Consider the following 25,198-nt stretch of genomic DNA (forward strand, 5'->3'; position numbering starts at 1 on the left):
AAAATGCCTCCATTAAAATCCATTACGTAATTTAGAAATATACTTAAAAGCACCTTTTAATTCAGCCTCATTAAATAAATGACTATTGTTAATTATTCTACTATATACATATTCTTCTCTTACTAATGAACCTAATTCGATGTATGCTTTTTGCCCAACTTCTAGAAATTGTTCTGCATGGTACCCTTCATGCAACAAATCAATTACACCCGGTTTCTTTTGTATATAAATTGTTCCTTTGGAATAATCAAATCCAGCCGCTTTATTTCCAGTCAATATTTTGCCTTTTTTATCAACTACAACATCAATTCCCTTGCTTTTCATTTGTTTTTTATAATTTCTTATTTCCTTTGTAGTCGCTATTCTCTCTCCATTATCGAAAAATTCATTTTGTTTAAGCCTATTATCCATAGATATAGAACTTTCTGCAACTTGACTACTCTTAGGTTTACTCTTAGGTTTACTCTTTGCTGTACTCTCTGGCAACATTCTACTCGGCTCAGTAATTCGATTATCAGCTTCTATTGATATTCCATTTTTGTCTGAATATATCTCTATTTCTCTATTCTTATATGTGTTATTATCTACTAGAGCTTTAGATCCTGTTGTTTGAGTGGCATCTTTTATGGATTTCTCAGCAATATCTGTACTTTCTTCCACTGATTTTCCTGTAATCTTTTTGATTAAATCATCATCTATTCCGATTTTCTTTAATCCTTTTGCTACAGCCATTGATCCATATTTGTCAATTATTTTTCCTATTCCACTTCCTATTAGATCTCCTATAAATCCTCCAGCAAAATCTTTTATTGCTTTCTTTCTGGAATAATTTGATCCTTGATGTAGGGCATTTGCCATTACATCCCCTACGGCTGCAAATGCTGCTTTTCCTAATACTCCTCCTGGGGTTTTCCATGGTATTAACGCTTCTGCTGCTGATCTTCCTACTTGCCACCAGTTTACTTCATCAAATGACTTATCTAAATCTCCTTTTGTTACTGGATTAAAGAAGTAATTCATTGTTACTTGCATCATTAAATCAGCTGCTCCACCTGCTCCTGCTTTTATTAATAATGGCAGTATTGGTATGTTTCCACTTGGATCCCTATATTTTAATGGATTTCCTTGTGCATACGAATATAGATTTCTACTTAATGGATTTTTTATTTCCCCTAACACTGTATCCTGCTGTATAAACTGACTTGTGTTAAAGTCATAGTATCTTGCCCTTAGATACAACATTCTTCCTTCTATATCATGCATTTCACCTGTATATCCGTAGTAGCTATTTGTTAGTCTTGCGTTCTTCGCTACTGGTGAAATTGGTTCTCCATATGGTGCAAACCTGTTATTATCTATTATTGATGCGTTCATGTTTGTTATTGCTATTGTACTTCCTATTGCATCTTGTAGATAATATAGAGGATTATTTGGTTTTCCTTCTACTTTTACTAGGTCTTCTACTCCTATTCGCTCTAACCCGTAAGTATATGCTGCTCTGTAGTTGTCTTCTTTGTCTTTTGTCATCAACACTTGGGTATATTCTTGGTTGATGTCGTTGACATATTTTGTTACTTCAAAGACTTCTGGGTTGGTCATGTCTATTCCTGCTGGTAGTTGCGTATCTCCTGGATTGTTTGGATCTATTTTGCCATTCTTATACCACCCTAGGTGTTTTCCGTTGTTGCCTTTTGATTTATCTTTATTTTTGCCTTTTGCCCAGCCTTTGCCTTGTTCTTTTTCATTTTTGTCTTGGCCGTTGTTAGTTTTGTCTTTGTCTTGGCCGTTCCCTTTATTTTCGTTGCTGTTGCCATTTTCTTTATTGCTATTTCCGTTACCGTTGTTATTACTGTTTCCATTTCCATTATTGTTGCTGTTTCCGTTGCCGTTGTTGTTACTGTTTCCATTTCCATTATTACTGCTGTTTCCGTTACTGTTGCTATTTCCATTTTCTTTGTCGTTGTTTCCGGAGTTTCCGTTGTTATTGTCTTTGTTATCGTTACTGTTGGAATTTCCGTTATTGTTGCTGTTTCCTTTGTCTTCGTCTTTACTACTACTGTTTCCGTTGTCTTTGGGGTCTTCTTCGGAGTCATTGCTGCTTCCTTTGTCTTCTTCTTTGTCAGAGTTTCCTGAGCTGCTGTTTCCTCCGCTGTTTCCGCTGTTGTTACCACCACTGTTGCCGTTATCTTTGGAGTTACCCGTGTTATCTTTGTTTCCACCTTTTGCTGCTACTATTTTCATGTTTGGAACTGAGACCTTTTGGTTAACTTTTTGGAATGAGTAGAATTTTTGTGCTTTGACTAAATAGGAAGTTGTTTTATTTTTTCCTTTTGCTTTTTCATTCTTATTTTCATTCCCTTTTCCATTGTTAGTTTTCCCGTTTGTGTTATCTTTATTGTAGCCTGGGAATTCTGCTGGGTCTTGTAGTCTTTCTCCTTCTTCTACTGGTGGTTTGACTAGTGGGTATTGGCTGTAGGTTCTCCATAGTCTATTTCCTTCTCCGTCGTAGCCGTATGTGAAGACTTTTCCGTTGTGAATTACTATTTCTTCTAGTTGGTTTTCGTAGTTGTAATAGTAGTAGTCTGCTACTTCACTTTTTTGTTCTGCCATTTTAAGTAATTCTTCTTCGTTTATTTCTTCTCCGTTTTCTAGGGCTTCTGCTTTTATTGATGCTATTTGTTCTTGTATGTTTTGGTCTTTTTCTTCTCCTTCTAATATTCTTTGTGTTCTGTTTCCGTTTTGGTCGTATCTGTATTTTCTTGTTATTTGTCCGTTTTCTTTTTCTGTTACCATTCTGTTTGCAGAGTTATACTCGTAGGTATATGTTTTTGATTCTCCGTTTTCTATGATGGTTTTCTTTGTTATGTTTCCTGCTCCGTCATATTGGTAGTGATATTCTGCGTTATTGTCTCCGCTTTCTACCATGGATTTTACTGTGTTGTTTTTGTAGTAGGTATATTCTCTTCTGTAGTGCTTGTCCTCATCGTATCTGTCTTCGAGAATTTTGTTTCCTGCTCCGTCGTATTGATATATGAGTTTGAGAACTTCTTTTCCTTCTTGGTCTGTGTTTGTTATTTGTTTTGTTCTGTTCTGCTCATCATATTCGTACTTTGTTGTTATTCCATTTGGTAGTGATGTACTTTCTCTTCTTCCTTGTTGGTCATAGGTATAGGTTGTTTTTCTTCCTTCTCTATCTATAACTCCTGTCATTCTGTCATGGTGATCATACTGATATGTTACGAATTTTCCGTCTGGATATATTAATTTGGTCTTTCTTCCTTTTTCGTCATATTGGTATGATACTTCTTCTCCACTGTAGTCTGATACGTATGTTAATCTTCCAAAGTCATCATATTGGTAGTTTGATACTCCATTGTTGTCTTTCATTGCTATTTTTCTGTCATTTTCATCGTATGCGTATTCTACTGTGCTTTCGTCTGGATAGATTATTTTATCAAGTCTGTTAAATTGGTCGTATTCATAGTCTATTATGTTTCCGTCACCTTTGATCAATTTATCTACTTGTCCTAATAATGTGTATTCAAACTCTTTTGTTTCTCCTAGTGGGTTTGTGAATTTCTTTAAAAGTCCTGCTTCGTTATAGGAATATCTTGATACGTTATTGTTTCCATCTGTCATTGTTTCCAGATTTCCATCTTTGTAGTATGTGTATCTTGTTATATTTCCTTCTGGGTCTTGGACTTTTATTAGTCTGTTCAGGTTATCATATTCATAATATGTTGTATTATTGTTTCCGTCTGTTATGCTTGTAGTGTTTCCGTTCTTGTCATAGCCTATGCCTGATGTGTTCCCATTTGGATCTATTATGCTATCCACTCTGTTTAGTGGGTCATAATTGTATTGGTACTTTTGTCCTTTTGGGTCTATCATTGATATTTTGTTATTGTTTTCGTCATATCCGTATGTTGTTTTATTTCCTAGTGAGTCTAACATTTCTGTCAGATTGTTTGTTCCATCATATTTGAAGTTATATGTTATGTTGTTTGAGTTTTCTATTTGTGCTATATTCCCCATTGGATCGTAGTCAATCTTTGTTAGTTTATTTTCTGGATCTATAACACTTGTTATTCTGTCTAGCTCATCATAATCATATGTTGTTACTTTTCCATCTGGCATTGTTTTTGTTTTAAGGTTTCCGAAGAAGTCATAGGTATATGCTGTTGTGTGTATTCCTTCTTCTGTTTTTGATAGAAGTCTATGCATGCTGTCATAAGTGTATTCTGTTGTCTCTCCAGCATTGTTATACATTTTTTCAATGTTTCCACTAATAGCATTATAAACAAAGTTCTCTTCAAGGCCTCCTGGTTGTTTAACCTTTGTTATTCTGTGAACCTTATCATATTCATATTCTGTTACTTTACCTTCTCTGTCTATTGTCTTCCACAGATCACCGTTATCATAGTATTCCATTATTGTTGAGTTTCCTTCGTTATCAACAACACTCTTTAATGCATCGTTTGAGTTATAATCGTATACTGTTATTAACCCTTTTGCATCCTTTATTTGGTCAAGTCTTCCCATGGAATCGTAGTGATAGTTTGTTGTTTCCTGTAAAGCATTTGTTACACTTTCAACTTTATTTAAGCTGTTATAAGCGTACTGTGTTTTGTTTCCTCTAGGATCTTGGATTGTTTTTAAATACCCTCCTGGATGATAATCGTATTCTGTTGTGTTTCCTCTTTCATCTGTTAATGTTTTTAGATTGTTTAAGGCATCATAGGTATACTCTTTTGAGTAGCCATTCTCGTTTATTATCCTTCTTACAAGATTGTTTTCATCATACTTGTATTCTCTTGTGTTTCCAAGTGGATCCTGTATTTTTGTAAGGTTTCCTACTGCATCGTATTCATAGTTATATACTCTGTCTCCAGGGCTTACTATTGTACTTACGTTGTTTAATGGATCGTAATCAATTTTTGTAACCTTGTTCTCTGGGTCTATTATTTCCGTTACTCTTCCTCTACCGTCATATGAGTATCTTGTTATGTTTGAATCCATTCCTTTTATTGCTGTAACTTGATCTAGGTTATTATAAGTAAATACTTTTTCTCTTCCAAGTACGTCTCCAATTTTTTCTACTCTTCCAAGTTGGTCATAGGTATACACTGTTTTGTTTCCTACACTATCGGTTACAAGCTCTGGTTTACTCATCACGTTGTAATCTATTGTGAATTCAATTCCTGCTCTGTCTTTAAAGCCTGTTACTCTGTTTAATCCGTCATATTGGAACTCTTTCTTTTCTCCATTTGGATACAATATAGTCTTTAAGTTATTATCATCATAGTAACTATATTTTACAGGTTCTTCATTAGCAGTTCTTACTTCTTTTAGTCTTCCTCTAGGGTCATAATCATAAGTTGTGGTATTTCCCATTGGATCAGTGAAATGTTTAAGTTGTCCTCTTTCATCATAAAAATATGAATATGAAGTGTTCTCTTTAGGTATTCTCACTGTATCAGTTCTGTTCAGGGCATCGTATTGTAAGATTGTCTCATTATTCTTTCCATCTGTAACCTTTTTTACATTTCCATCTTCATCATAATCATATTGAATTGTATTGTTTAGTGGGTCAATAACTTTGGATACTTTATTTAGTTCATTGTATTCATAAGTAGTTATTCCACCTTTTTCATCTTTAACTGTTTTAAGGTTTCCATTCTCATCATAAGTGAATTCTCTTTTGTAGGAAATCATATCTGCAGCATATGCACTTACTCCTACAGCTATTTCATTAGTTGAAGTTTTCTCCTCTTCTGATTCTTCAAGAGCTAATGCAATATTTAAAGAATCATAAATATCTGTTATAGGTTCATCAAGTGAAGCTATTTGTACTCCCACTACTCCCACTTGTGCTGATACATTGTTTGCACTTGAAGTGTTATTCTTAACCTTCTCTTTTATTCCACTTAGTTTACCATCCTGTAAATACTCATAATCGTATATTGCTGCTTCATTTTCGTTTATGGTTTTGACTCTTCCACCATCTGTATATTGAATTTTTGTTTTCTTATTTCCTGGTTCCTCAATAGATGTTACTCTGTTCAATGAGTCATATGTGTAGCTAATATACTGGTCATCTGGCAGTATTTGCTTTTTAAGTGCTCCCATATCATTGTAATGATACTCAGTTTCTACATTCTCAGAGTTGCTTACAACCACTTTGTTTCGATTATAGTCATAAAGATACTCAGTCCAATCTCCATCTTTTTCACTTGCTTTAATTATGTTTCCTTGTGCATCATAATCATATGTTACTGATGGAGATGTATCTTCATGCTGCCACACTTCTTTTACCTGGTTCATTTTATTGTATACATACTTTGTGGTAAATTTTTTCTGGTCTTCTATTGATAAAACATTTCCATTACCATCATAGGCATATGTTACTGTTTCCAAGTATGGATCTGTGATTGTTTTTACTCTTCCATTCTTATCATAGTCATACTCGAATGAAATAAAGCTTCCATCAACTTTCCTGCTTGATGTCTCACTTTTTCTATTTCCATTTTGGTCGTAAGTGTAGCTTGTATATCTTTCTGTGTCATTATCTCCTGGATACTTGGTATTAATAATGTTTCCATTTCTGTCATAGGTTATTTTCGTATCCTGATTCATTGGAGTATTAATTCCTGTTAATCTTCCAAGAGTATCATAGTAGTATGTGTTTTTATTTTTATTTATATCTTCTATAATCTGTTTACGTGGATATTCACTATTATCAATGAATGTTTCAACTTTATCTGGATCCTTTACATAGGATAATAATCCTTCTCTTGTAAAAGTGTAATCAGTTACTACTTCTTTTTTTGTTCCATTCTCATTAATATAACTTATCACCTTATCTAGATTGTTGTTTCCATCGTAATAATATCTCTTTTCATTTCCTTCAAAATCCTTTACATATTCAGTAAGGTAGCCATTCTTATATCTGTACTCAGTATATTTATCATTTGGTTTTATATATTTAGTTACATACCCTAAATCGTTATATTTATAGTTATGAGTATTTCTCATTCTATCAATAAATTTGATTAAATCTCCTGTTGTGGAGTCATATATATAGTTTTCAACCTTCTTGTCAGGATACATCTTTCTTATAGTCTTAAATTTATCATTAAATTCAAATTCATATTCAAGGTCTCTTGCATCTGTGAAAAAAGTAATCCTATCTTCATATCTTAAGGATACTTCATTTTTTTCTCCATCTTCCTGACTTGAAACTCTACCATTATTATCATAAGTATTTATTAGTAATGTATTCCTCTCTGGTAGTGTTATATTGTTAACTCTCCCTTTACTGTCATATGAATAAGTAGTTGTCTTATTTTCCATATCAGAAAAAGTTGAAAGTCTGTTACTTCCCTGTTCATATGAGAATTCAATATATGTTCTATCTGGAAGTGATACTCTCTTTATATTTCCAACCCACTGTCCTTCTGTGTAATACTCAAAACTTATTTTTCTGTTTACAGGATCTTTGATTAGATTCTGCCAATGATTATTATCATATTCAACAGTTATTTCATTATTATTTCTATCTTTTATTGAAGTTAATAATCCGCTCTCCTTATCAAATTCATATCTTGAATTATCAGGATATTTTAACTCATAATATGTTCCTTTATCATAAAGAACTTCATATCCTTCAATAGTAGGCTTGTACTCATTACTTCCACTGTTTTGATAGTATATTCTAGCTCCATCACCTGTGTTGTATCCTATTTTTCCATCTTCGTAGAAAAATAAATATTTATTTAAACTGTAATCCCATGAATCCCCTATTGGACTTTTTCTGTTTTCAACAGTTGAGCTGAAACTTCTAGTGAAATCTAAAATATTGTTATATACATTAAAAGAAAAATCATTCTTCCTATATAAAAATGCTCCAGTATTAGAATTAATATATTGACCAACCATATCTGCATTTTTAATATATGTACCAGATAAAAAGTCTTTCATCTCCATATCTTTTGTAACTGTATCTGGTTGCATATAATTTAAAGGCTCTTCTTTCTCTGTATAGATAAATAGTTTCTGACCAACTATTAGCTTTTCACTTTGTAAATTGTTAAGCTCTTTAATTTCTGTGTATCTTCTTCCATCATCCAAGTAATGTTTTGCTATTCTTCTTAAGGTATCACCTGGCTGCACCTGATATACAATGAATTTATTTGAAGTATATGTTTCATTAAGAACCTCCTCATAGGTTCCTTCTACTTCTCCTTCTTCATCTGTTATTTCATTTTCAACAAGAACTTGTCCACCTTCTTCTCCAGGCAGACCCTCTTCTGGAACCTCTGGTTCAACATAGTTATATACTTTTACATTTGCTTCAAGCCAATAAGCCTTATCCATTTCTGGCTCAAACTTATCTGTTTCCCACTGAAAACTTGTAAAATCTTCTTCTGTAATAGTTACCTCATTTCCATCAGGCATGAATCTATATGTAATCTCTGCTTTATTTTTCTCTGATTCTTCCCACTCAAGTGTATTTTTTCCGTAAGCAGTTCCATTATCTTTGATTCCACTTCTTTCAAAAATCAGCTCAAGCTCACCTGCTTCTGGTGGTTCTATTGGACCTGGTTCTTCTGTCTCTTTTTCTTTATAGTTGATTATTATGTGAGGCTTCATATCCTCTGTTCCTTTTGAGTAATCTGTAGAATAGAACACGTCCCCTTGATTAACCTCATTACTCATAACAAGAACTAATCCGTTATTATCATTATTCTCTACCCAATGCTGAACTATCTCATTAATATTCCAAGAATAATGGCCTACTGGATCTTTAATAATAGCACTTGCATATGGACGACCTGAATCCCAATCAGGCTGACCTCTTTTATACTCATTATCTGGATAGTCATTCCAAAAAACATGTCCACCAAATTCCTCAGTAGTTCTATATGCATAAATAGTGCTTTCTTCATTTGCCCAAGAAGTATATTTATATAAGATCAATTGTGCTGTGTCAATTTCTACATCTCCATAGATTTCAGCTGGAAGATTAAATTTTATAAGCCCTCTTGTTCTTTTCTTTAAATACTTCCCATTTGTACTTGCTATTCCATCATCATATCCAACATAAATCATAGAAGCATCTTCTTGTGAATAATCTGTTGGACCTTCCTGAACGTAAGTATCATAGATATCTCCACTAGGAATTTTAACTGTTGGGTCAATGGACACTGGATATACCCTCATTGGATCCTTTAGCCATTCTTCATCAACAGTTAGCTTAATTTCGTATTTATCTGCTTTTTTCTCTAATGTTAATTCTAATTTTTCACTTGTATTACCTTCCCTGTCCTTCATATAAGGAGCTGAAATAGCGAAGATTACTTCTTTAGTATCTTTTTTTAATGCTAGTATTCTATTATTTTGTAGTTTTAATTCTAAATCTTCACTAATGTTTAGTTCATAGTAGAATTGATTATTTTCTGTGTAGTTGTACAGTACAATATCCTCTTTTACAGATGTATTATTTACTGTATATAGATAGTCAACTAAAGGTGATTCTCCACCATATATTATTTGACTTCCTTCAACAGCCATATACCTTGTATCTGCTTTTTTTGGTGTTTTAATTATATAGCTTCCATCCTTTTGAATCTTGATATCTGGATTATTATTCTTTCCATTTTTAAAACTTACATCAAAGATTCCTCTTTCATTCTTATATACCTTTTCATTTTTGTTCTTTGAAAGGTTAATAAGATTATTTTTAATATCCACGAATTTACCTGATTCTTTTATATGAATAGGCTCAAGAAAAATTACATTTGAAACAGTTCCATCATCATTTTTGTATGATTTACTGTTGAATGTTCTTTTCTCATTTATTTCTTTCTTATTTTTCCACCTTTCTAGTTTTTCTTCGTTTTTCTTTAATCCTGGTGGTATTTTTACAATTCTTTCGTTTTTAACTTCCTTCTTCTCAGGTTTAAATTTACTTTTTCCATTTTGCTTCTTGTTGCTTTGAAACTCTATTTCCTTATTTTGAATTTTACCTTTCCCTCTTTCCATATTTTCCGATAGGGCAAATACTGCCGTAGAATTAAATTCTATAAACAGTATTAAACATAAAAAGATGGAAAGAATACGTATACTTTTTTTCTTCATATTTCTCTCCTTTGGCATTTTTTTCTTATAAAGGATAACATTTTCCACGGTTTTTTTCAACCATTTTTAACCACATTATATATTTAATCACATTTACAAAAATCACATCATAACATTTATTTTTTTGTCGCATTTTGCATATTTTCTTAATTTTTAATGAAATCATGGAAAACTCTAAAATATTAGCTTTTTTTTAATAATAATTAATAATATTTTAATTTTTTAAAGAAAAAAACTATGATTTACTTTTATTTAACACCTATGAAAAGTATGGAAACTCTTTTAATTTAAATACCCACATATCATATTAGTAAAATTTTTAATGTAATTATTTAATATTATTAGTTCTATTTTTTTTAACCACTTAATCTTTTTTTCATGGCACTTTTATTCCTTTTATAAAATGCTGGATTTTATTTATTTCTAGTCTCAACATAAATTCCATGATAAAATGTATATATAATTTAAAGAATATTCTAAATATATATTTCTATAAGCATACACTTTTGAGAGGTACATACAATGAAAAGAAATTTCATAAAGATAAGTGGAATTGTACAAGGAGTAGGATTCAGACCCTATGTTTATAAAATTGCAGTTAAAAATAACCTTAAAGGATGGGTTAATAACACAAGTGAAGGAGTTTTCGTAGATGTAGAGGGTACCGATGAAAATATATCAAATCTTGTTACATTACTTCAATCCTCACCTCCTCCCTTGGCTAAAATAACTGATATTCAGATTGAAGAACTTGCAATAACTGGTTTTAAGGATTTTACTATAAAAACAAGTGAAGATAATAAAAATAAAGTTACCTTGATATCACCAGATATATCAACATGTGAAGATTGTTTCAATGATATCTCTGATCCAATGAACAAACGTTATGAATATCCATTTACAAACTGCACAAATTGTGGTCCAAGGTTTACAATTATTAAGAATATCCCTTATGACAGATGTGAAACAACCATGAGTAAATTTCCTATGTGCACAGAGTGTACTGAGGAATATGAGAATCCATTAGATAGACGTTTCCACGCACAACCAAATGCCTGTGATGAATGTGGTCCTAAACTGTGGATTGAATCATCAAAAGGAGAGAGAATAGAATGTGATAATCCCCTTGAATTTACCAGAAAGGAACTTCTTAAAGGAAAGATTTTAGCTATAAAAGGATTAGGTGGATTCCATCTTTGCTGTAATGCTTATGATAAAGAAGCATTACAAACTCTTCGTCTTAGAAAGAATCGTCCTTTTAAACCTTTTGCAATAATGGTTGATAATCCTGAGGTGTTAAAGAGAGGATATATTATTAACACTGCCGAAGAAGAACTTATAAGAAGTAAAGAACGACCTATAGTTATTATTGAAAAGAAACGCGGAGCTGAGCTTTTCCCATTAGAGCTAGCACCTAATGTAAATACTTGTGGTGTTATGATGCCTTATACTCCTCTTCATAAACTTCTTTTTAAAGGAGATATAACTGCCCTTGTTATGACAAGTGCCAATATAACTTCTCTTCCTCTTGAATATACAAATGAAGGTGCAAGAGAAAATCTTTCTTCAATAGCTGATTATTTTCTCTTTCATAATAGAGATATACATACACCTATTGATGATTCAATAGTAAGGATTGTTGGAGATAGAACACAAACACTTAGGAGAGCTCGCGGTTACGTTCCTCTTCCACTTAAACACGTGAAAATGAACAGTATTTTAGCACTTGGACCAAACATGAAAAATACTTTTTCATTTTCCAAAGAAGATAACATATTCATGAGTCAATATAACGGAGATCTTGAGAGCTACGATAATATAATACTCTACAAAAAGAACCTTGAACACTTTTCAAGGATATATGATTTTCAACCTGAAGTTGTAGTTTATGATAATCATCCTGCATATTTCACTACAACCTATAGCAATGAATTTAAAGCAAAGAAACTTTCCGTCCAGCATCACTATGCTCATATATTAAGCTGCATGACTGAAAATAGCCTACTTCATAAAAAAGTTATAGGTATAGCTTTTGATGGAACAGGCTATGGCGATGACGGTAAAGTTTGGGGTGGCGAATTCTTCATATGTGATGTGAATGAATATAAAAGATATGCACACTTTGAATACATGGATATTCAAGGAGGAGAATCAGCTATTAAGAATCCTTGGAAGATAGCTGTTGCTTATCTTAACCAGGCTTTTAAAAAATCTTGTAGTAACTTAACTGAAAACGAATTTGAAAATGTTCTCTCAAGTATAACTGATAAAGAAATTGATACAAACACCATAATCACATTACTTAATAAAAAAATAAATACCTTTACAACATCAAGTTTAGGAAGATTATTTGATTGCATATCATCTCTTATATCTGTATGTGATAAATCTACTTATGAGGGGCAAGCATCAATAGAGCTTCAAGAATTATTATGGAATCTAAATATCAAAAGTGATGACTCTTATGAACATGTAATTAATGAGAATGATGGACTTAAAATTATTGGAGTGTCAGAATTAATATGTGATATTTCAAAAGATATTTTAAATTATGTCCCAAAGGAAATAATATCACTAAAATTTCATAATACTATAGTTAATATAATTGTAGATATATGTTTATCTATAAGAGATGAGATTAATATTAATGATATTTGCTTAAGTGGCGGAGTATTTCAAAACTCATATATCTTAGAGAGTTGTATACAGAAATTAACACCATTATCATTTAATGTGTACACTCATAAAGATTATCCATGTAATGATGGAGGAATATCTTTAGGTCAACTAATATACGCATGGCATCAGATTAAAGAATTGTAAAAACATAATAAAAAAATAATTATGTGAGGAGATGATACGATGAATAAATTTATTGATTTTAGAAGCGATACTGTAACACAACCAACAGATGATATGAGAAAAGCAATGTTCGAAGCTGAAGTTGGAGACGATGTATATGGGGATGACCCTACAGTAAACAAGTTTGAAAAAATAGCAGCAGAGATTCTTGGAAAAGAAGCTGCATTATTAGTTCCTTCTGGAACTTTTGGAAATCAGCTTGCAATATTTACTCACTGCAAAAGAGGAAACGAAGTAATCCTAGGGGAAGATTGTCATATTATTCAACACGAAGTAGGTGCGGCTGCTGTTATTAGCGGTGTTCAATTAAGGCCTATCCAAAGTTCTAAAGGAGAGATGAATCCACTACATATTAAAGAAAGAATAAGAAGAGAAGAAGATGATATTCATTACCCTTCAACTGGACTAATCTGCTTGGAGAATGCACACTCTAACGGTAGAGTTATTTCACTTGAAAATATGAAGGAAATATATAAGGTTGGAAAAGAGAAGAATGTCCCTGTACATTTAGATGGGGCTCGCTTATTCAATGCAGCTGCCTATTTGAATAAAGATGTGAAAGAACTCACTCAGTTCTGTGATACAGTTAATGTATGTATATCAAAAGGTTTATGCGCTCCTATAGGCTCAGTCCTTGCAGGGGATAGAAAATTTATTGAAAGAGCAAAAAAAGCACGTAAACTCCTAGGAGGTGGGTTACGCCAAGCAGGCTTCATAGCGGCAGCTGGAATACTAGCCTTAACTGATATGGCTGAGAGAATCGGAGAAGATCATGAAACAGCACTATATCTCGCTAAAAGACTAGAAGAGTTCAAAAACATAGAAGTCTTACATGATTCCATTCATATTAATATGGTCTTTTTCAAACTCAATGAATTTGACAGCATTAAACTTATGGAAGAATTATTAAAACATAACATAAAAATCAATCCTGCTGAAGAAGGTTTAATGCGCTTTGTAACCAGTTATTGGACATCAAAAGAAGACATTGATAGACTAATAAGCAAAATGAAAGAAATCATGGAATAACTATCCATATGCAATATTTATTTCATCTGATTGAATTTTTATAATATTGTTTTCTTTCAAATAAATAATTGATAAATTCACAATATTGTGATACCATATAAATAACAAATGTCACAATTTGTTGTCACATTTAAAGCATAAAAATGATATACAACTTTTAATAGCACATAACAATATTATAAATTATATATTTTTAATCATAATATGCCACAATTTTAAAAATCACGGCTCAATATAACATTTCATGCTCAATAGGTCGCGTCCCACTAGAACCTATATAACCACTAACCACATAATATTTATTAAATCAGAGCATGAAGCTCAAAGTAACTACTTGAGAATATGTTATATGCCATTAACAAAAGCCTCCCCCACAGAGGCTTTTTGTTTTTGTTGATATAAAAACTTTTATTCCCTTTAGAGTATGTTGAGAACAATATAAGTTTGAATCAAATAGAAAACTTAACAAAAACATAATGTAAAATGCAAAATGTATAATGATTGATATTTCACTACGTGAAATTTTAATTATATTACTCCTTGGACAAATAAGGTTTACTCGTTTTACCTTTGGTAAAACATCGTATTTAAAATACGATATTTTATCTAAAGATAAAATGAGTAAACCTTTGCAGTTCTTTAGAACAATAAGATGTAGTTTCTGCCCAACCGGGTCAGAAACATCCATCATTCTACATTATCAATTATCCATTATACATTTGTTTAAAGTTCTTTCTTCAATCTATCTAAAGGTACATAAAATTTCTCATACCTATTGCCCTTCTTATCACTATACCTTCCATTGTCACTCTTTACCATAACAACGGCTCTTTTATTAACTTTATAAAGTATTCCCTCTAATTTTTCATTTTTGAAGTCAAATGAAACCTTATCTCCTAATACCATATTTTTATCTCTTTTTAATACCTCTCTATTATTAGGTAATTTATGATATGATCTTGTGTGTCCAAAAAGATTATTTGCAATAAGTTTAAATCTTGAATTAGAACAATTACTATTCCCATATAAAATAAATTCAAGAAGATGGATTAATTCATGTTCCATTATTAGCATCACTGCCATTAATCTATCCTCACATTTTAATCCACACACTTCTCTATCTTCTTCTGTTCTTAATAAATTATTGAAGAACACCTTTGATAATCGAATTTCAAAATCATTAATAAGTCTACCATTTCGAGTTTTAGCTATAGTTTTACCTGCTGCAGAGGTCATTCTGCTTGATATTGAAAACTTTACATTAGTATCGTTATTTTTAAAAATCCCTTCAAAAAAGATATCATCATATAAGTTAAATAGTATCTTTATATCAACAGCAGATAAGTCAACCAGTCCATATTCCAAATAGTTCATTGACTTCTTAATAAAGAGCTTCTTTATTTCTTCTCTTTTACTAATCACATCTTCTGATGATAGTATTCTATGAGCTATGTTTAACTCCATCTTATCCCCCTTACTCTTTTGTATAAAAGTACAGTTTACCACTTTCAATAGTACTTTCAATTTTTTCTTTATTTAATAAGTATGTTATATATCCATTCATTGTTGTTCTGTTCAGATAATACTGTTTCTGATTTAAGTTAAGATCATTCAATATGAATATGTGTTCCATTAAATCCTCCTGTGTCATTGGATTATTAAGTGCATCACATATTTCTTTCTCATATTTATATATATTATTTCGATTAATTTCTATTAATTCTTTCATTTCCTCATCATTATAAACTTTATCACCATGTCCTAAAACATATTTTTGGCATGATAAACTTTTAATCTTTTCTAATGAATCTAGAAAAGCCTCTATGTTGAATACATATGCTAGTGAATATTTTTTAAGTATGCTCTCTGAGAAAATACTATCACCTAAAAAAGCTACATTATCAGGAGTAATTATACCTATACCATCTGATGTATGTCCCGGTAGAGATATTACCTCAAAGGCCTTATTGTTTAGTTCTAATTTCCCTTGTTCAATAGTATTATCCACCTTACTAAACTTATTCTTGTCTTTCATCTTCTCAATAGAATTTCCTCCATATGTTATGAAAGCACCCAATTCATAATTCTCAATAAGTAATCTTTCTTCATAAGAAGCATATATTAGCAAATTAGGACAATTCTCTTTTATAAATGAATTTCCCCCACAATGATCACTATGATTATGAGTATTTATTATATATCTTCCTTTAAGCTGATTTTCATTTATAATCTTAAGTATCTTTTTTCCGAAAGCCTTTCCTGTTCCTGTATCTATTATCAAAGCATCTTTATTCTTAAAAGTATATATCCCAATATTAGTTGGGGCTGAAATCATATATGTGTTTCCTATAATTTTATCAATATTCATTACTATCACCTTCTATTAATTTCTCTTAACCATTATATCATCTATATACTTTACTTCTCTACAACCTAATCAATAGCAATTCAATATTTGTTCTTTGCTCTTCTTTCTCTATCCTTTATTCTTTGCTCTATATGATATACATTATAGCTTGTTTTATATGTATTATATATTAATTTAATACCTATAATTAATTTCAGAAACTTTTTTCGTATAACATATTGCATAATTAAGCTACTTTATATTATAATGAAATCGAGCAAGCGAATATTATCCAAATGTTCCTTGTTTTTATTCTGTAGATTTAATAGACAAGTATCATATATACTTATTACATATTAGGATATATAGTATACTACATTTAATATATAAAATCTCACATTAAGGAAAGGGGATTGTTATGAGAAATTGTATTATCGCTCAATCAGGTGGACCAACTTCTGTAATCAACGCTAGTGTAATGGGAGTTGTTGCAAAGAACAATAAGATTAACTATTATGATAACGTTTTTGCTGGCTTAAATGGTATTGAAGGAATACTTCAGGAGAAGTTCTTCAACTTATCAAGCTTAACAAATGAACAAATAGAGACTATTAAATACACTCCTGCTGCAGCACTTGGCTCATGCAGATATAAGTTAAAAGATGTTAATTCATGTACTGAAGAATATGATCGTTTATTTGAAATAATGGAAAAAAACAATATAGAGACTTTCTTCTATGCAGGTGGAAATGACTCTATGGATACTGTTAATAAACTTTCTAACTACGCTGAACTTAAAAATAAAAATTTGAAATTCTTTGGAATTCCAAAGACTATCGACAATGATCTACCAATAATGGATCATACACCTGGCTATGGTAGTGCTGCAAAATTCATAGCTTCAACAATTTTAGAAAACTATCTTGATACAAATGTTTATTGCAAGAAAAATGTATTTATTGTAGAAACTATGGGTAGAGATACTGGATGGCTTGCTGCATCAGCAATCGCTGCAAGAATTAATAACAAATGTGTTGTTGACTATATTTATCTTCCAGAAAGCATTTTCAATGAAGAGAAATTCTTAATGGATGTTAAGAAGAAACTTGAAACTCAAGATAATGTATTTGTTGTAGTATCTGAAGGAATTAGAAATGCTGAAGGAACATTTATTAGTGAACTAAATACTCAAAGTAAAAAAGATACTTTTGGTCACGTTCAACTTGGAGGAGTAGGAGCTTACCTAAAACATATCCTTATTGAAAAAGGAATAGTTTCAAAAGTTCGTTCTCTTGAGATTTCCACTTCTCAAAGATGCGCTATGCACTGTGCATCACAAAGAGATATTGATGAATCATTCTCACTTGGAGAAGCAGCTTTAGAATACTCTACTTATGGAGAAAATGGAATGATGGTAGCTTTAAGAAGAACATCTTCATTCCCTTATATGTGTGAACCAATTATAATTCATACATCAAATATTGCAAATCAGATAAAATATGTTCCTACAGATTGGATAAACTCTGAGAGTAATCACCTTAACGACAGTGCCCTTGAATATATCTCTCCTCTCATACAAGGTCAGCCGAATTTCATACTTGAAAACGGACTCCCTAAGTTTCTGACTTTGAGAGAATTGATATCCTAATATAATATATTTATCGCCTGGAACTCCATTTGTATGGAGTTCCTTATGTTTGTGCATTTGTACTATATCACCATAGAGAACGTTCTTGACTAAAATTCGTTCTTACTATAATATCTATGTATAGATATCTAAGTTCAATAATAATAAATGCAAGTCCATAACTCATTAAACCATTGAGATTTTGGAACATGCATTTATTAATTTCACGGTAAGATATCTATAGATAAATCTAAGGAGTGAAATTATGGCTAATAAAATCAGAACAAGATTTGCTCCAAGTCCAACAGGTAGAATGCACGTTGGTAACTTGAGAACAGCTTTATATGCATATTTAATTGCAAAACATGAAGATGGAGATTTCTTATTAAGAATTGAAGATACAGACCAAGAAAGATACGTTGAAGGTGCAGTAGATATAATCTACAGAACTTTAGAAAATACTGGTCTTATTCATGATGAAGGTCCAGATAAAGATAAAGGCTATGGTCCATACGTTCAAAGCGAAAGACAAAAATCAGGAATGTATCTTGAGCACGCTAAAGAACTTGTTGAAAAAGGTGAAGCATACTACTGCTTCTGTACTAAAGAAAGATTAGACTCTCTTAAAGGTGACCCTGATTCAAAAGAAATCGTTAAATACGATAAACATTGTCTTCACCTTTCAAAGGAAGAAATCGAGAAAAACCTTGCTGAAGGTAAACCATATGTAATTAGACAAAACAACCCTACAGAAGGTAAAACATCATTCACTGATGAAATTTATGGAACAATCGAAGTTGATAACAGTGAATTAGATGATATGGTTCTTATAAAATCTGACGGTTTCCCAACTTACAACTTCGCAAATGTTGTAGATGACCACACTATGGAAATAACTCACGTTGTACGTGGAAATGAATACCTTTCTTCTTCACCAAAGTACAACAGACTTTACGAAGCATTCGGATGGGAAGTTCCTACATATGTACACGTACCTTTAATAACTGATGAGAACCACAAGAAGTTAAGTAAGAGAAGCGGACACTCTTCTTATGAAGATTTAATTGAACAAGGATTCTTAGCTGATACAATAGTTAACTTTGTAGCTTTACTGGGATGGAACCCTAGAACAAATGAAGAGATTTTCTCACTTGAAGAGCTAGTTAAGATATTTGATTATAAGAGCATCAATAAATCACCTGCAGTTTTCGATATGAAGAAATTCAGATGGATGAATGGTGAATACATTAAAAACATGGATTTCGATGCTTTCTTTGAGATCGCTAAACCTTATCTTGAAAAAGCAATCACTAAAGAGTCTTTAGATCTTAAAAAGATAGGTGCAATGGTTCAATCAAGACTTGAGGTTCTTACTGAGATTCCTGAGAAGATTTCATTCTTCAATGAGTTACCTGAGTATAGCATAGATCTTTATGTTCATAAGAAGATGAAGACAACACCAGAAAATTCACTTGAAAGCCTTGAAAAGGCATTACCTGTTCTTAAGGATATTCAAGATTGGAATAAAGATTCAATTCACGAAATTATTATGTCATTCGTTAAAGAGCTTGGAATTAAGAACGGTCAAATGTTATGGCCGCTAAGAACTGCTCTTTCTGGAGTAGCTTCAACTCCAGGTGGTGCTTTCGATTTAGCAGACGTACTTGGAAAAGAAGAATCTTTAAATAGAATTGAAAAAGGAATTGAGCTTTTAAAAGCAAACCTTTAAAATAAGTTGACAGTTGACAACGGACAATTGACAACTATGAAAGCTTCTGCCTTTGTGGGCAGAAGCTTTATTTTTTTTGTTCTTTATGACAATATAGTTTAACTCATTTTATCTTTGATAAAATATTGTATTTAAAATCTTAGTAATGTTTAAACAGAGTTTGATAATGGGATATTTTTAATGTATTAAATGAGAAGTTTGGGAATCATTATTCTTTTGACTTCATCATCAAAGATTCCGTTATACCTTGTCTGTATAAGTTAGGTATATCACCAATTACTGAATATCCTATATCTTTGTACAATCTTTTTGCATCTGGATTAAAATCGCCTACTACTAAAAATAGTTTTGAATATTTTTTATAATAAACATCCTCAATAAATTTTAAGAGCATTTTTCCTATTCCCTGACCACGATTTTCACTTTTGACAGCAATAATATGTACATAAGGATGCATATGGAAGATTCCATTTAATATAACCCATACAAATCCCTTACAGTTGTTATTATTGTCTATTGCGACATATATATCATTTTCGTTAAATCCTTCTTCTAATGCTTTTCGAGCTTTTCCCTTTTCTGAAAAATATCTTTTTCCCAGTTCTGAATTTACTAATGCCTCCTCACAATCATCTATATAATTTATACTTCCCTTTATAACTGTTATTTCCATATAAAATACACCCCTAATCTTAAGTTAATTTCGCAATATTTTACTATTACGGTGATATTACTAAATTTTTCTTATTGCACATTACAAATACGTCGTGCTTCAATTATTCTTATCTATCTAATTATACAGAACTCACATATTTATTTCAACAATTTAACACTTAAGGAAAATATAACACAGCATGAATTTCTGAAAATTTTCATCATAATTCTCTTTTTTAAAATATCGTTGAAAACTTTTTCTGTATTTTTATAATTATTTTACCAATTATTCCATAATATTTTTTCAACGGCTTTTTAAAAAAGAGAGATAGGTAAGAGGATATCTACCCTTACCCTATACACTTTTGCATAAAAAAGTGATTATAGTTTAACTCTATAATCACTTTTTGTGTATATCTCTTTTCCACAATCAAAGTCTAATCCAAACTCCAATGTCTCATCCAAAATGAAACGAGTAAAAGCAATTTAATCCAAAGAAGAATAAGATTAAAATTTCATGGAATGAAATGTCCTCCGTTGTCCACTGTCAGTTGTCAATTGTCCACTATGCTTTTGTATTACACTTCACCAAGACTCCACACAAAGTCATCCGTTATCTTATTAAACTTTTCAAAAATAAAATTATATTCTATTGCTTCTCCAGCTAATGTTAAAAACAAAATACTGTATTCTCTAATATCTATTTCCTTAACATTTCTTAGGCTACCATAATCGTTGAATCCATCCAGAGATAGTTTAATACTTTTATCCTCGCCTGTTTCATTTGAATATTTGAACTCAAATATATTATCCCCTATATTATTTACAACAACTATTCCATTAGTTTCAGTATTAAAAATCTCATATGCCTTGTCCTCAATTATTTCAAATCCCTTATCTGTACCAATATTCAATTTAAAAAGCTGCCACCTATACTCTTCACATTCATAAATAATATTGATTAAATAAACCTCTCCATTACTTTCAAAAATGCTATGTATATAGTTAGCCTCATTATTCTCAACTAACATCTCATGTTCATCAAACACATAATACTCACTATCAGAAAACACTATAGTATACATTCCATCGCTAATTGTTATCTTATTATATTCACTCTCATAATTCTCACCATTATTAGCAAAACAACTTGAATTAATACTATTTATTAAGAACATAAATACAGCCATACTTACAAAAACTTTTCTTATTACCTTCATAAACAACCTCCATTTAGGAATATAATACAATATTTGCATATTTATATTATAAATGATTTTCCTTTTTATGGAAATTATTTTCATACGACTTATATCTATTTAATAAGACTTATATTATCTAAAATATACTCTCCTTTATCAAAAATAAACTTTATTGTAGAGATATTGTCGATTTTTACTGTATCATCTAATGGTAAAAGAACCGTCTGAAATACCGTTCCCTCAGTTTTTCCTATATCATCATTTAAGGTTTTAGTTTTCATGATATAACTATCAATACTATCCCATAATGGGTAGAACTGGTTAACTCTGTATATAAATTCTCGACCCTTATTATCTATAATTTGAACTTTTAAGTTATACGTAAGCTCCTCATTTCCAAATGAAACCATATCAAAACTGAGATAATTATATTTGTTAATTTCTACATTTTTCATAAGGTTAAAACTTAAAATATTCTTAGTATTTTCATCAATACTTATATAAATCCCTTTATTATTGAGCTTACCATCATCCCTAAGTCTTATTTTCTTTATTTTAAAAGAGTCATCTACAGCCTTTTTAACTTTTGATTCAGATGAAATAGAATAAGTAAAATTATTCTTTTCAAAACTCACAATGTCATATTTCTCCGAGTCACTATACCCGTTAATGAATCGTTTGTTTTCATTCTCGTTAGTTCCATTCATATAATTTTGAAATATTGGTATAAACTCTGTTCTACCATTTAATGTGCTCTCTAAAAAAAGATAAGTATATTTCAATGCTATATCTCTCTGCTTCTTACCACTTATAAGTTCACTCTTATTTATCATTAAACTTAAAGGGAAATCATCATCCTCGTCTCCCCACATTGTATTGAATTGTCCATGATTAGCACCTTCAATATATAAGTAACTCTTAAAATAAAAGTCATCACCAGTGAACAGGACATTATCATAGGATTTTTTCCCTTGAAATTCAGATACATCCCCATCATTACTGCCCTGTAGCGCTAAAAAGTTCACATCATGTATTTTAGGATAATCCCCACAAGATTCATACTGACCATAAGTAGTTCCCAATGCAATTATTGATTTAATATCAATATCAAAATTAAAATCTACCCCATACTCTTCTGGTTCTTCACTTATCTCTGTAAACAATTTTGAAAGAAATGCAGTTTCTCCACCTCTTGAATGACCAATAAGAGCTACACTCTTCTCATCAATTTTACCCTGAATAGGATTCCCCTCTTCCTTATTCCACTTGAAAATTTGCTCAATATGCTTAAGTGTGAGATACGCTCTTCCATCATTCTCATCAGAATATCCGCCACTCCAACTACCATTAAAGTAGTTCTCATCAACCATAGCTACCACATATCCCCTCTTAGATAAGAATTCTCCTATATACTCATATCCTAATTCAGAAGGTTCTTCCATAGAGTGATTTCCATGTATTACAACAACAAGTGGGTATGACCCTTTTTTCTCTGGATAATATATATGTCCATTCATAGGCAAAGTCTTGAAATCAGTATCCCAATATACCATTCTCCATATCTTATCAATCCCCAATGGCTCCTCTATAAATTTTCCTATAGTAACCAATTCAGTTTTCAATTTTCCATTTCTATAATTCTTTCTAATATCATTTTTATTACCATACCAAATAACTTTATAATCACTTAATATATTCTTTTCATCTAAAACATTGTATATATCTCTATTATCTTTTAAATATTGAGAATAAATCTTATTAATTCTTTCTTCATTATCTCCAGTATAATAATATTCACCATAATGGAAGCTTAATAGTTGAATTATGATCACAACACTAAAAGGCATAATATAACATACTTTTTGAAATAGGCTAGTACTTTTCTTTGAAATAAAAAATGTTAAATATGAAATAACCATTACTACTATTACCACAGCATTAACTTCTTCAAAAAAGGAATAAGAGCTCTCAGTACTAACAACATAAAAAGCTAAATATATTCCACTATGAATCCCCAACAATCTATTATCAATAAATTTTAGTGGTTTACTAAGAATTCCAACAATAAAATAACCACAATAAAATAACAGATTAAAAATCACAAAAAACACTATAAATTTTAAATAAAAGTTTATTCCAACTTCAATATAAGCAGGAAGAATAAAACTTACTATCAAAATAATAATCTTTATTAACCTATTAACTGCTTTCAATTCCTTGAATGTACTTATTATTCCTTTAAATATTTTCTTTAAGATTTCTTTGAGATTTATTTTATTTATCATCATACTTTTCTCCAATTTCAATCAAAATAACAATTTATGTATTTATTTTATTATATACTGAAACCTGAATAACTAAAACCAAAATAAAAAAATCACAGCATATATTTTGTCTGTGATTTTTTTATTTCTATTATTATAATTATTTAGTAAATGGATTAACTCTGTTTGAAGCTGGATAGAAGACTTCATTTTCCTCTCCTTTATCAATGTCAATATAATATAACTCAAGGGTTAGCCCTCCTGTCATCTCAAAGGCCTCTTCACAAGCAATACTCAAATCCCTAATGATTATTACCTTATTGTAGCTTTCTATTTGTGATATAAACCTCATTAACTCATGAAAACTATCTTTATAAGTTAAGGCTACACATATTTTTGGAAAACTTTTACCCATTTCATGCTCAGAGCCAGCATCTTCTGTTGATATAGACATGTTTCTAATATTTATTCCTGATTTTTTTATAATTTTATCTACTATATTAATGGCGTCATCTTCTTCTATATACTCAAATAAGTTCCTTGATAATAAACTAATTTCCGTTGATAATTCTTTATCATTTGCCTTTTTTAACTTCTTAAAATTCCTAGTATGCTCAATTTTACTAATTTCACCTTGTAGTAAATATTTTTCCTCTCTAAGGACTCTTAACTCTTCAAATCTAGGTTTTATGAAAAAATCCAAATAAATAAATATTACTATAAGAGGGAAAAGAACAATAAGCATAACTTTCTCCCTTTTAGTCATTTTCATGTGTCTTTCCCTCCTGCAGCCATCCTGAGATTGCAAACCTGTAAGAAGTAACACCTTCATTTTCCTCTGCTACTATAGAAGGAACAGATACTTCTTTAAAACCTACTGCCTTTAGATTATTAATGGTAGAGGCTACTCCCTTTCTATCTAGAGATCTACATTCCATTGAGAAGTTGCCTTCCTTCACTTTTAAAGAACTTATACTTACATTTTGAGGTAAAACCTTAAACATACTCATCAATCCCTTAGTTGTAATTTTATTTACACTTGCAATATGTTCTTTAATATTTTTAACCTGTAATAACGACTCCTCTAGTGTTCTCTCACCTTTAATATTATCTCTAAATTTTTCATTTAAGTTTTCTTCAAATCCACTCCACATTGTTGTGTTTACCATTTTACTCTGCATTTGAATTTTCATTTTCTCACTATAAATATCCCTATCTAAATACAACACCAAGCTTGCAGCAGTTCCTAAAAAAAATATAATTAACAATGAAGTAATGCTTAATATTCTAGTCTTTTTCCTTTTTTCTTCTATAAAACCATAGAAAAAATTCAAATCATTCATA

The 25,198-nt window shown here is 30.9% G+C and carries 12 protein-coding genes; 4 read left to right on the forward strand and 8 right to left on the reverse strand.

Annotated features, from left to right (window positions below; all coding sequences use genetic code 11):
- Positions 1-12: 12 nt before the first annotated feature.
- Positions 13-10,140: a zincin-like metallopeptidase toxin domain-containing protein gene (locus tag OW730_RS20960; protein ID WP_271225995.1), complete on the reverse strand. Its 10,128-nt coding sequence runs from the start codon at positions 10,138-10,140 to the stop codon at positions 13-15.
- Between the two features lie 522 nt (positions 10,141-10,662).
- Between OW730_RS20960 and hypF the strand changes: the two genes are divergently transcribed.
- Positions 10,663-12,963 carry a carbamoyltransferase HypF gene (gene hypF, locus OW730_RS20965; RefSeq protein WP_271225996.1) on the forward strand — a complete coding sequence of 767 codons (2,301 nt, stop codon included), beginning with the start codon at positions 10,663-10,665 and terminating at the stop codon, positions 12,961-12,963.
- A 39-nt stretch (positions 12,964-13,002) separates the two neighbouring features.
- On the forward strand, positions 13,003-14,031 hold the full coding sequence (gene ltaE, locus OW730_RS20970; RefSeq protein WP_271225997.1) for a low-specificity L-threonine aldolase: 1,029 nt from the start codon (positions 13,003-13,005) through the stop codon (positions 14,029-14,031).
- 723 nt (positions 14,032-14,754) lie between these two features.
- Here the strand turns inward: ltaE and OW730_RS20975 are convergent.
- Complete coding sequence (locus OW730_RS20975) at positions 14,755-15,495, reverse strand: SprT-like domain-containing protein (protein WP_271225998.1); 741 nt, start codon at positions 15,493-15,495, stop codon at positions 14,755-14,757.
- A gap of 10 nt (positions 15,496-15,505) precedes the next feature.
- Positions 15,506-16,399, reverse strand: coding sequence for an MBL fold metallo-hydrolase (locus OW730_RS20980; protein WP_271225999.1), 894 nt, complete (start codon positions 16,397-16,399; stop codon positions 15,506-15,508).
- 397 nt (positions 16,400-16,796) lie between these two features.
- On the opposite strand from OW730_RS20980, the gene OW730_RS20985 reads away from it, so the two are divergent.
- Together OW730_RS20985 and gltX are read left to right on the forward strand one after the other, a co-directional pair.
- Positions 16,797-18,026: a 6-phosphofructokinase gene (locus tag OW730_RS20985; RefSeq protein ID WP_271226000.1), complete on the forward strand. Its 1,230-nt coding sequence runs from the start codon at positions 16,797-16,799 to the stop codon at positions 18,024-18,026.
- Between the two features lie 244 nt (positions 18,027-18,270).
- Positions 18,271-19,734 carry a glutamate--tRNA ligase gene (gene gltX, locus OW730_RS20990; protein WP_271226001.1) on the forward strand — a complete coding sequence of 488 codons (1,464 nt, stop codon included), beginning with the start codon at positions 18,271-18,273 and terminating at the stop codon, positions 19,732-19,734.
- A 208-nt stretch (positions 19,735-19,942) separates the two neighbouring features.
- On the opposite strand, the gene OW730_RS20995 is transcribed toward gltX, so the two are convergent.
- The 5 genes from OW730_RS20995 to OW730_RS21015 all read right to left on the reverse strand — a co-directional run bounded on the left by OW730_RS20995 (position 19,943) and on the right by OW730_RS21015 (position 25,197).
- Positions 19,943-20,407 carry a GNAT family N-acetyltransferase gene (locus OW730_RS20995; protein WP_271226002.1) on the reverse strand — a complete coding sequence of 155 codons (465 nt, stop codon included), beginning with the start codon at positions 20,405-20,407 and terminating at the stop codon, positions 19,943-19,945.
- A gap of 559 nt (positions 20,408-20,966) precedes the next feature.
- A complete protein-coding gene (locus OW730_RS21000) occupies positions 20,967-21,608 on the reverse strand; it encodes a hypothetical protein (protein ID WP_271226003.1) in 642 nt (213 codons plus the stop codon).
- A 95-nt stretch (positions 21,609-21,703) separates the two neighbouring features.
- Positions 21,704-23,878: a hypothetical protein gene (locus tag OW730_RS21005; RefSeq protein WP_271226004.1), complete on the reverse strand. Its 2,175-nt coding sequence runs from the start codon at positions 23,876-23,878 to the stop codon at positions 21,704-21,706.
- A gap of 136 nt (positions 23,879-24,014) precedes the next feature.
- Positions 24,015-24,626, reverse strand: coding sequence for a hypothetical protein (locus OW730_RS21010; protein WP_271226005.1), 612 nt, complete (start codon positions 24,624-24,626; stop codon positions 24,015-24,017).
- Positions 24,613-25,197 carry a PilN domain-containing protein gene (locus OW730_RS21015; RefSeq protein ID WP_271226006.1) on the reverse strand — a complete coding sequence of 195 codons (585 nt, stop codon included), beginning with the start codon at positions 25,195-25,197 and terminating at the stop codon, positions 24,613-24,615. Before OW730_RS21015 ends, OW730_RS21010 begins: the two co-directional genes overlap by 14 nt.
- Position 25,198 lies beyond the last annotated feature (1 nt).

The organism is Oceanirhabdus sp. W0125-5 (assembly GCF_027938815.1).
Lineage (GTDB): Bacteria > Bacillota > Clostridia > Clostridiales > Clostridiaceae > Oceanirhabdus.